Genomic DNA, 9,603 nt, shown 5'->3' on the forward strand with positions numbered 1-9,603 from the left:
GTGGCGGTCGTCGTCGAGGTGTACCGGCGCGCGGGCGCGTGGAAGCTCAGGGCGGGCGGATCCTGTTCCACGAGTCGATCCGCGAGAACCTCCTGCTGGCCCGCCCCGAGGCGTCCGAGGAGGAGCTCTGGGACGTCCTGCGCCGCGCCCGGCTCGACGCCCTCATCGAGGGTCTGCCCGACGGCCTCGACACGATCGTCGGCGAGCGGGGCTACCGCCTGTCCGGCGGTGAGCGCCAGCGCCTCACCATCGCGCGGCTCCTGCTCGCCCGCCAGCGCGTCGTGATCCTCGACGAGGCCACCGCGCACCTCGACTCCACCTCCGAGGCCGCGGTTCAGGAGGCCCTCACCGAGGCCCTCGACGGCCGCACCGCCGTGGTCATCGCGCACCGCCTGTCGACGGTCCGCGCCGCCGACCTGATCCTCGTCGTGGAGAGCGGCCGCATCGTCGAGCGCGGCACGCACGAGGAGCTCCTCGCCGCGGACGGCCGCTACGCCGACCTCTACCACACCCAGTTCGCCGACGACCCGCCCCTGGAGCCCGTCGCCTGACCGAACGCCGCAACCGCCCCAGCCCGGAACCCCGCCCCCGCGCCCGCGCCTCCGCCCCCTCTCCGGGCGGGGGCGCGCTGTCGGTCTCCGCGCGGGCCGGGGCCACCGAACGCCTTCGCTTGTGCGCGAGTCGGCAGCGTCCGGAGGCCCGGCCGTGTCCGACATCCCGTGTGGTCGAGCCGCAGCACGGCCGAGTGGGCCGGTGCGGGGTTCTCGGCCAGGGCGGGTGAGTCAGGGAAGGTCGGTGAGGAGGTCGTGCAGGGAGCGGTGGATGTTGGAGCGCCAGCCGCTGCCCATGCCGCGGAAGGCGTGGGCGTTGACGGGGTCGTCCAGGTCGAAGCCCGCGTGCTCGACGAACAGGCGCGTACCGCGCCCCTCGGGCACGAGCCGCCACGTCACCGTCGTGTCGAGGCCGCCGCCGCGCCAGCTGATGCGCAGCAGGGCCGCGTCCTCGACGTCGAGGACGCGGCACGCGATCGTCCCGTCGAAGCCGACCGCCGGGATCGGCGTGGCGGTGAACGTGAAGCGGTGCCCGACGACGGCCTTGAAGTCGTTCGGCATCAGCCACCGGGCCAGCAGGTCCGGCTCGGTGAGCGCTCGCCACACCCTCGCCGGCGGATGCGGCAGGAACTCGTCCACCTCGATCGAGGCCCGCTCACCACTCATGTTCTCCCTCTCCCATGTCTCATCTGGCGGAAACGGGCGACGGTGACGGCGCCCGGCCTCAGGACGTTCCCGAGGGTCTCGGTCGGCGCTCGCAAGACGTAGTGCCTGAGGCGCGCCGCGCCCCGAGGGAGGACCCGCGCCGCGACGTCCGGTACGCGCCCACGTACGCCACCGGGCCGAAGGGGCGGCCCTGTGGCCGGGAAGCCCGCGGCCTTCGGGGCGCCGCCCCTGCGTGGGTAGGTGCGGACGGCGGGCGCTTCGTCTTGTGCGCGGCTCTCCCGGTTCGGTCGTTGCTCTCGGGCGGTGCCGTCACGTTATGACGATGCCCGTCACCGTGCGCGAACCCTAGGGTGCTCGCATGACGAATGGGGATATGCGCTACGGGCAGTGCGGCGCGTGCGGCGCCGGCGAGGTGTTCCAGGGCGAGTACGTGGCACAGAGCGGGCTCCGCAAGACGGGCGGGGGCTCGTTCGGGGGCAGGCAGCCCACCTTCGACGCCTACATCTGCGCGTCCTGCGGAAATACTCAGTTGCATGTGCGGCTGGACTCGAAGATGTCGTCGCATATACGGCGCCACCTCCAATGGATTCCACCGGCCCTGGACACGCGTTAGGAACCTGCCGGCGGAACCCACTGCGTCACGCACCGAAGGCCCAGGCTGGTGCTGTGGTTCTCGTCGGCGAGGTCACAGGTCCTCCTCGTCCAGCAGGTCGCGCAGGCCGGAGAGCTTCTCCCGCCAGAACCGCTCGTAGGGGGTGAGCCACTGCGAGAGCTCCCGCAGCGGCGCGGGCTCCAGGCTGTAGAGGCGCTGCCGGCCGTCGCGGCGCTCGCTGACCAGCCCGGCGTCGCGCAGCACCTTGAGGTGCTCCGACACGCTCGGGCGGCTCATCGCGAAGTGCGCCGCGAGGTCGTTGACCGGGCGCGGCCCGTCCAGCAGGAGGGCGGTGAGCTCCCGCCGGACGGGGCTGGCCAGGGCCGCGAAGACGTCCGCCGTCACCGCGCGGCCAGCACGATGCCGTTGCCGTCGGGGTCGGTCAGCGTGGCCTGACGGCCCCAGGGGAGGTCCTGCGGGCCTTCGACCCGCACACCCGCGTCGCGCAGGTGCTCGCAGTCCGCGTCGAGGTCGGTCGTCTCCAGCATCAGCCCGTGCACGCCGCCGGGCGCCGCGCCGGGCACATGGTTCGCCAGGACGACGTTCGTCTCCGCGCCCTTCGGCGCCATCTGGAGCCAGCGCATCGGGCCCGTCGAGCGGTCCACCACCACCTCGAAGCCGAGCTTGGTCGCGTAGAAGTCCCTGGCCGCGTCCTGGTCGGAGACCGGCACGGTCAGCAGCCGCACATGCGTGATGTTCATGCGCCCGAAAATATGTAGGAGTTTGCCTACATGTCAAGCGTAGGCGGATTCCTACGCGACGGCGCCATGTTTGCCGGGCGGGCCGGGTGGCAGGTTGAGGGCATGCGCGCCGTCACCTATGACTCCTATGCCACTGACAACTCCCGCCTGAAGGTCGGGGACGTCCCGGATCCGAAGGTCGGCCCGGGGCAGGTCCTGATCGAGGTCCGCGCGGCGGGGGTCAACCCCGTCGACTGGAAGGTCATGGCCGGTGGCCTGGACGGGATGATGGACACGATGTTCCCCGTCATCCCCGGCTGGGACGTCGCCGGTGTGGTGCGGGGCCGCGGCCCCGACACGCCGGAGTTCGCGGACGGCGACGAGGTCATGTCCTACGCCCGCAAGGACGTGGTCGGCGCCGGGACGTTCGCGCAGTACGTCGCCGTCGCGGCGGACGACGTGGCGCGCAAGCCCGCGTCTCTCGACTGGAACCAGGCCGGCGGGCTGCCGCTCGTCGGCATGACCGCGCAGCGTTCCCTCGACCGGCTGGAGGTCGGTCCGGGTGATGTCCTGCTGATCCACGCGGCGTCCGGCGGGGTGGGGAGCCAGGCCGTCCAGATCGCACGGGACCGCGGCGCCCGCGTCATCGGCACGGCCTCCGAGCGGAACCACGACTTCCTGCGCGGCCTCGGCGCCGAGCCCGTCGTCTACGGGGACGGCCTGGTCGAGCGCGTCCGCGACCTCGCGCCCGACGGGGTGACCGCCGTCGCCGACTTCGTGGGCGGCCAGCTCGACGCCACGCTCGCCGTCCTGGCGGAGGGCGGGCGGCACGTGTCGGTCGCCGACGACACGGTCGAACAGCACGGCGGCCACTGGATCTGGGTCCGCCCCAGCGGCGCGAAGCTGGCGGAGCTCGCGGCCATGGCCGACCGCGGCGCGCTCACGGTGGAGGTCGCCGGGACGTACCCGCTGGAGAAGGTGGGCGAGGCCTTCGACGCCAGCCGCGGCGGGCACACGCGCGGCAAGCTCGTCATCACGCCGTAGCCGCGGGACGGCCCCGGGCGGCTAGATCGACTTGCGTGCCAGCCCGGCCTGGCGCGCCTTCTCCCGGCGCTTGTGCGCGGCCTGCCGCCGGGCCGTGTCCTGGGCCGCCCAGACCTCCGGCTGCATGCACATCAGCTCACCGGTGTCCGGGACGAGGATCACCCCGCCGAAGGGGTCATCTCCGGCGAACCACACTCCGCGCTCGATCCCCCTCGGCCAACGGTCGGAGAACAGCGGCTCCCGGGCCGACATGCGCGGTGAGCCGGCGGCGCCCATGGTCAGGGACCGTACCCCGTTGCCGCGCAGGTTCGACTTCTTCACCGGGGAGCGGAACTCGAAGTCGTAGACCCTCAGTACGCGGTCGCACTTGCGTAGGTAGAGCATCTGGGGGAGCCAGAACCTCGTCCCCAGCAGCAGTGCCACCATGCCCGTGCCGACGAACGGGTAGAGGTAGCGGACGTCCACGGCGAGCGGCACGACGACCATCGGGGCGCCGACCGCCACCAGCACGAGGTAACGCCCGATGAGGACCTTGTAGTGGTGCTTCACCGGGCCCCGGCGGTCGGTGCCGTCCGTGGCGTAGGGGACGGCACGGCGGAACGGCCCTTCGAGCAGCACGTGCAGCGCCATGAGCACCACGCACGCCAGCCCGAGCATCCCGGGGATCCCGAGCCACCAGAAGTCGTCGCTGAAGGCCGGCAGGACGAGCCCGTAGGAGATCGCGTAGCCCGGGACGAGCCAGGCCGCCCACCTCGGCCGGCTCGGCGGGCCGGCCGTCGCCCGCCCTTCCGTCGCCCGCCCTTCCAGCGATGGCTCTTCGCGGGGCGCGGCCGGAGGTTCCGGCATGTGCTCCCTCCCTTCCGCCCGCCATGGCCGAAGATCGCGTGGTCGTCCAAGGTAGGGGTGATCTTCCGGGTCTGGCCACCCCGCGCCGGTGCGAGTTGGTAACTTGGTACCATGGTAAAAGTTGAGCGGGTGCAGACCGGTGTGCGCATCGAGCGCAACGTGCTCAAGGTCCTCAAGGCGCTGGCCGAGTACCTCGACCTGTCCCTGGGCGACCTGGTCGAGGGGATCGCCCTGCACGCCTTCGAGGGAAAGGCCCCCTTCGCGCCGGAGACGCTCGCCAAGATCGAGCAGCTCAAGGACGTCTACGGCCTGACGCTGACCGCGGCGGACGCGCACGCCCTGGACGAGACGCGATGAGCGGCGCCCGGCACCGGCTCACCGGCCGCCTGGCGGTCGCGCTGCCTCCGGACGAGGCGTTCCCCCTGTTCACCGCGCGGGGAGAGCGGCGGTGGGTGCCGCGATGGGCGCCGTCCTTCCCCGCGCCCGTCGCCGACGACGCCGAGCCCGGGACGGTCTTCCAGACCCTCGACCACGGCCGGACCACCACCTGGATCGTCGTGGACGCGACCCCCGGACGGCGCATCCGCTACGCGCGCGTCACCCCGGGCGTCAGCGCGGGAACGGTCTCCGTCGTCCTGGACCGGGCAGGCGACCACAGCGACGTGACCGTCACCTACGAGCTCACCGCGCTCTCCGGCGACGGAGCCGCCGACCTGCGGCGTTTCGCCGACGGATACCCCGCCTTCCTGGCGGCCTGGCAGGACGCCATCGCCGAGGCCCTGCGCGGCGAAGCCCAAGGCCCGTCCGCCTGACCGGCGACCGACGCCCGAGGCGTGCACTCGTCCCGCTCCACAGGCGGAGGGAACCCGTCCGGCGCGACCGGCCGAGTACCGGGTGAAAGCCCACCGAAAGGACCCCTGTGAACGGACGAGTCACATGATGACCGCACCTTCGGGGACGGAGCCGGACGTCCCTCCAGGCCCGCCGACCGACGCCGCGGTCCTGCGGGAGTCGCTCCGGCGACCCGAGCGCTTCGCGGACCTCTTCGACCGGCACGGCGACGAGATCCACCGCTACGTCGCCCGCCGCCTCGGCCCCGACATGGCCGAGGACGTCGTCGCGGAGACGTTCCTGACCGCCTTCCGCAAGCGCGGACGGTACGACCTCGGCCGGCCGGACGCGCGCCCGTGGCTCTACGGGATCGCCACGCACGCCCTGCGCGAGCACCGCCGCGCCGAGGCCCGCCGCACCAGGGCCATGGCCCGCGCGGCGCCGGACCGGCCGGAGGAGGCGTTCGACGAGCGCAGCACCGCCAGGGTCGCGGCGGGCCGGCTCCGGCCCGAGCTCGCCGCGGCGCTCACCCGGCTCTCGGCCGCCGACCGCGACCTGCTCCTGCTCATCGCCTGGGCCGACCTGAGCTACGAGGAGGCGGCCCAGGCCCTCGGCGTCCCCCTCGGCACGATCAAGTCCCGCCTGCACCGGATCCGCAAGAAGCTGCACCGCGCGTTCGGCGGCGCCCACCCCCTCCAGGAGAACGCGACATGACCACCGACGAGATCACCCTGTTCCGCGAGGGCCGCCCGGACGTCCCCGAGTACGACCGCCTGGCCAAGGCCCGCCTGCGCGTCCGCCTCAGTGACGGGGCGCCCGCCTCCCCGGCCCGGCCGTGGCGGGCCCGCCGGCGCCTCCTCACGGCCGGAGCCCTCGCCGGGGCGCTGGCCATCGCCGCCGCCACCGCCGTCACCGTCGGCGGCCGGGACGAGCGGGAGCCCGGCGCCCTGGCCCTGCGTCCGGTCGGCGCCCCCCAGGATCTGGCCCACAACGCCGCCCTGGTCGCGGCGACCAAGCCCGTTCCGAAGATCGGTCCGGCGCAGTGGGCCTACCTGAAGACGGTCTACGCCGAGACCCAGGAAGGCGGCGGACGGCCCCTCTTCGGCGCCCCGGACAAGACCCGCACCCAGGAACTGTGGCGCCGGACGGACGGCAGGCGGTTCGCCGTGATCGAGGACGGCAGGCTGCGCGTCGCCAAGGGCTCGAAGTACACCCCGACCTATCCCGAACTGCTCTCGCTGCCCACCGACCCGGGCGCGGTGCTCGCCCGGATCTACAAGACGATCGACGCCGAGTACGCGGGGCGTCTCGCCGAGTGGGGCAAGCCGATCCCGGAGGGGCTGCCGAAGCGGACGCGCGAGAAGCACGCCCTGATGAAGAAGGCGAAGCCGAAGCCGCCGACAGCCGAAGAGCGCGACTCCACGGCGTTCGAGCTCGTTTCCCAGTACATGCGCGACGCCGTCCTCCCCGCGAAGATCGAGGCGGCGCTGTACGGCGCCGCCGCGAGGATCCCCGGCGTGCGCTACGAGCCCGCGGCCGCCGATCTCGGGCATCGCCGGGGGGTGACGCTCTACCGCGTCGAGAACGGCTACCTGCGCAGTGAGATCCTCATCGACCCGAAGACCTACGCCTACCTGGGCTTCCGCGCCATCGCGGTGAAGGACCACCGGGAGCCCGGCCTGCTGCCCCTGAAGCGGGGCCAGATCACGGGCTGGGGCGCCCTGGTGGCCTCCTCCTTCGTCCCGAAGCCGGGCGTCCGCGGCTGAGCGGGGAGGACACGCCGAGATGACGCCTCGCCTGCGCCGGCGGACCCGGATCGTGGCCCGCCGGAGCGGTGAGGCGTCATCGCCCCCGCCGCGCCGTCCGCCCGTGCGCGGGACGCGGATCGGCCGGACGGCGCGAGGACGGTCCCGCGTCAGTCGACCAGGGCGCCGGCGGAGATGTTGACCTGCGTGGAGGTCAGGCTCGCGGCGTGGTCGGAGGCCAGGAAGGCGGCGACGCGGCCGACGTCGGCGAGCGTCGCGGCGCGCTTGAGCAGGGTGGCGTCCACCATCTGCTGCTTGATCGGCTCCATGTCCGGGATGTTCGGCATGGACTCGGGGATGCCGCCGGTGCGCATCGACAGGACGCGGACCGAGTGCGGTCCGAGCTCGCAGGCCCACTGGCGGCGCATCGCCTCCACCATGTCGCAGCCGATCTGCACCGTCCCGATGCCGGGCAGCCGGTTGGTGGGGTCGGAGCCGCCGAAGTGCAGGATGACCCCCGAGTTCTGCTTGACCATGTGCCGCGCGGCGGCCCGCGTGGTCACCAGGAACGAGCGGGCGACCTTGTCCATGGCCCGGCCGAAGTCCGCCGCCGGCATGTCGAGCAGGGGCATGAACAGGGCGTCCTGGGAGATGGCGTTGACCGACACGTCGACGCTGCCGGCCGTCTCCACGACCGAGTCGACCCAGCCGTTCACGGCGTCCTCGTCCAGGGCGTCCACGCGCGCCGTCTCGGCGAGGCCGCCCGCGGCCCGGATCTCCTCGGCGACGGCGTCGAGCTTGGCGGGGGTGCGGCCGGCGAGGAACACCCGCGCGCCCTCGGCCGCGAAACCGCGCGCCATGGCGCCGCCGATGGCGCCGCCTCCGCCGTAGACGACCGCGGTCTTGTTCTCCAGAAGCATCGTGGTTCTCCGTTCGTCTGAGGTGCCACGACGCTACGAGCGCGGACGGACGGCCCGCATCGGTCATCGAACGGGTGTTCAACAGCGCAGGTCGGCACGGCTGAACCGGGCCGGGGAGAGGCGCGGGGAAGGCGGGCCCCGCGGGTGCGGCGGCAGGCCTAAGTCATGTGTCCGATACCAGCCGGGCCAGCTCCACGCGGCGGGTGACGCCGATCTTCGGGTACGCCTTGTACAGGTGGTGCCCGACCGTGCGGGGGCTGAGGTAGAGCTGCGCGCCGATCTCCCGGTTGCTGAGCCCGGCGGCGGCGAGCCGCACGACCTGGAGCTCCTGCGGGGTGAGCCGTTTCAGGGGGTCGGCGTCCCCGGACCGGGCCGCCGGGCGGTCCCCGAGGACCTCCAGCTCCGCGCGGGCGCGCTCGGCCCAGCACTCGGCGCCGAGGCGGGTGAACGCCTCCCGCGCCGCGGTCAGCTCCTCCCGGGCCTCGGGGCGGCGGCGCCGGCGGCGCAGCCACTCGCCGTACAGCAGCCGGGTCCGCGCGGCGTCGTAGGCGCGGTCGCCGTGCAGGCCGAGGGCGGCGCGGTAGTGCTCGCCGGCCTCGTCCCCGGGGGCGAGCAGGGCGCGGCAGCGGGAGATCAGGGCGGTGCTCGACGTGGCCGCCGCCCACGCCTCGAACGCGGGAAGGTGGGCGCGTGCCAGGTCCGGGCGCCCGGCGCGCACCGCCGCCTCCGCGTGGTCCGGGACGGCGCGGATCAGCACGTCGTGCCGGGACGGGCCCGAGCACACCGCGTCCAGCCGCTCCAGGGCGGCTCCGGCGTTCCCCTCGGCGAGGTCGAGCAGCCCGAGGCCCCAGGACGCGAGGGCGGTGTTGGTCGGGTGCAGGTCGGAGTGCTTGAGGACGCCCGCCGCCAGGGCCCGGCTGCGGACGGCGTCCGACTCCAGCCGCACCACGATGCACCGCAGCGCGGTCACCTGCGTGTCCATGCCGATGTCGGCGGCCAGCGACATGCCCTCGGCCGCCGCCGCGTCCGCGCCGCGCAGGTCGCCGAGCAGCACCCGCCCGATCGCGAGGGCCTCCAGGATGTAGGGGAGCCAGCCGAGCGCGCCGCGGGCCCTGGCCTGCGCGGCCATCCGCTCCAGCAGCCCGGTGGCGCCGCGGTCGTCGGCCACGAGCAGGCCCATGAACCCGCCGATGACGAGTTCGACGGCTTCCTCGACCTCGCCGCTCCGCGCGGCCTCGAAGAGGGCCCGCATCGGGGGGACGGCCCCCGGCACGCCGTCCGCGAGCCGACCGTAGGCGATCAGCGCGGCGGTCACCGGCGCCTTCGGTGAGCCGTCCGGCAGCCGCACCGTCCCGAGCAGCTCGACGCTGCGCCGCACCAGGTCGTGGGCGCCCGCGTCCCGGGCGGCCCAGACGGCCTCCGTCAGCATGGCGACCGCCTGCTCGGGATCGCTCCCGGCGATGAGCGCCGCGCCCCGCAGCGCCAGCTCGGCGTCGGCGGCGGGCGAGGTGCGCTCGTAGGCGACCTGGGCGCGGATGAAGGTGGCCTCCGCGACGACCCCGTCCTCGGCGCTGAGGTGCTCGGCCTCCTCGGCCAGGCGGGCGGCCTGGTCGGGCCGGCCGGCGTCGTAGGAGGCCCGCGCCGCGTGGACGAGCCGCCGGGCCTTGC

At 73.9% G+C, this 9,603-nt stretch carries 12 protein-coding genes; 6 read left to right on the forward strand and 6 right to left on the reverse strand.

The window, feature by feature from the left end; translation table 11 throughout:
• The coding region (locus AB0C69_RS31050; RefSeq protein WP_360358589.1) for an ATP-binding cassette domain-containing protein at positions 1–551 on the forward strand (551 nt) is incomplete at its 5' end.
• Positions 552–782: 231 nt separating this feature from the next.
• Here the strand turns inward: AB0C69_RS31050 and AB0C69_RS31055 are convergent.
• The 3 genes from AB0C69_RS31055 to AB0C69_RS31065 all read right to left on the reverse strand — a co-directional run bounded on the left by AB0C69_RS31055 (position 783) and on the right by AB0C69_RS31065 (position 2,570).
• The gene (locus tag AB0C69_RS31055) at positions 783–1,217 is read right to left on the reverse strand and encodes an SRPBCC domain-containing protein (protein WP_360358590.1); all 435 of its coding nucleotides are present in this window, start codon (positions 1,215–1,217) and stop codon (positions 783–785) included.
• 685 nt (positions 1,218–1,902) lie between these two features.
• Positions 1,903–2,214 (reverse strand): metalloregulator ArsR/SmtB family transcription factor, encoded by a 312-nt coding sequence (locus AB0C69_RS31060; RefSeq protein ID WP_345181560.1) that lies wholly within the window; start codon positions 2,212–2,214, stop codon positions 1,903–1,905.
• Complete coding sequence (locus tag AB0C69_RS31065; RefSeq protein WP_360358591.1) at positions 2,211–2,570, reverse strand: VOC family protein; 360 nt, start codon at positions 2,568–2,570, stop codon at positions 2,211–2,213. Before AB0C69_RS31065 ends, AB0C69_RS31060 begins: the two co-directional genes overlap by 4 nt.
• Positions 2,571–2,672: 102 nt before the next feature.
• On the opposite strand from AB0C69_RS31065, the gene AB0C69_RS31070 reads away from it, so the two are divergent.
• Positions 2,673–3,593: an NADP-dependent oxidoreductase gene (locus AB0C69_RS31070; protein ID WP_360358592.1), complete on the forward strand. Its 921-nt coding sequence runs from the start codon at positions 2,673–2,675 to the stop codon at positions 3,591–3,593.
• 21 nt (positions 3,594–3,614) lie between these two features.
• Here AB0C69_RS31070 and AB0C69_RS31075 read toward each other — a convergent pair whose 3' ends face one another.
• Positions 3,615–4,439: a hypothetical protein gene (locus tag AB0C69_RS31075; RefSeq protein ID WP_360358593.1), complete on the reverse strand. Its 825-nt coding sequence runs from the start codon at positions 4,437–4,439 to the stop codon at positions 3,615–3,617.
• A gap of 111 nt (positions 4,440–4,550) precedes the next feature.
• On the opposite strand from AB0C69_RS31075, the gene AB0C69_RS31080 reads away from it, so the two are divergent.
• From AB0C69_RS31080 to AB0C69_RS31095, 4 genes are all read left to right on the forward strand, one after another.
• Positions 4,551–4,796: a hypothetical protein gene (locus AB0C69_RS31080; RefSeq protein ID WP_353835296.1), complete on the forward strand. Its 246-nt coding sequence runs from the start codon at positions 4,551–4,553 to the stop codon at positions 4,794–4,796.
• Positions 4,793–5,251: an SRPBCC family protein gene (locus tag AB0C69_RS31085; RefSeq protein WP_360358594.1), complete on the forward strand. Its 459-nt coding sequence runs from the start codon at positions 4,793–4,795 to the stop codon at positions 5,249–5,251. Before AB0C69_RS31080 ends, AB0C69_RS31085 begins: the two co-directional genes overlap by 4 nt.
• Before the next feature lie 127 nt (positions 5,252–5,378).
• On the forward strand, positions 5,379–5,984 hold the full coding sequence (locus tag AB0C69_RS31090) for an RNA polymerase sigma factor (protein ID WP_360358595.1): 606 nt from the start codon (positions 5,379–5,381) through the stop codon (positions 5,982–5,984).
• A complete protein-coding gene (locus AB0C69_RS31095; protein ID WP_360358596.1) occupies positions 5,981–7,036 on the forward strand; it encodes a CU044_5270 family protein in 1,056 nt (351 codons plus the stop codon). Before AB0C69_RS31090 ends, AB0C69_RS31095 begins: the two co-directional genes overlap by 4 nt.
• Positions 7,037–7,185: 149 nt before the next feature.
• Here the strand turns inward: AB0C69_RS31095 and AB0C69_RS31100 are convergent, their stop codons facing one another.
• Together AB0C69_RS31100 and AB0C69_RS31105 are read right to left on the reverse strand one after the other, a co-directional pair.
• Positions 7,186–7,935: an SDR family oxidoreductase gene (locus tag AB0C69_RS31100; RefSeq protein WP_360358597.1), complete on the reverse strand. Its 750-nt coding sequence runs from the start codon at positions 7,933–7,935 to the stop codon at positions 7,186–7,188.
• Between the two features lie 163 nt (positions 7,936–8,098).
• Positions 8,099–9,603 (reverse strand): LuxR C-terminal-related transcriptional regulator (locus AB0C69_RS31105; RefSeq protein WP_360358598.1); only part of this gene is annotated, 1,505 nt, incomplete at its 5' end.

Source organism: Actinomadura sp. NPDC048032, from assembly GCF_040653175.1.
Classification (GTDB): Bacteria; Actinomycetota; Actinomycetes; order Streptosporangiales; family Streptosporangiaceae; genus Spirillospora; species Spirillospora verrucosospora.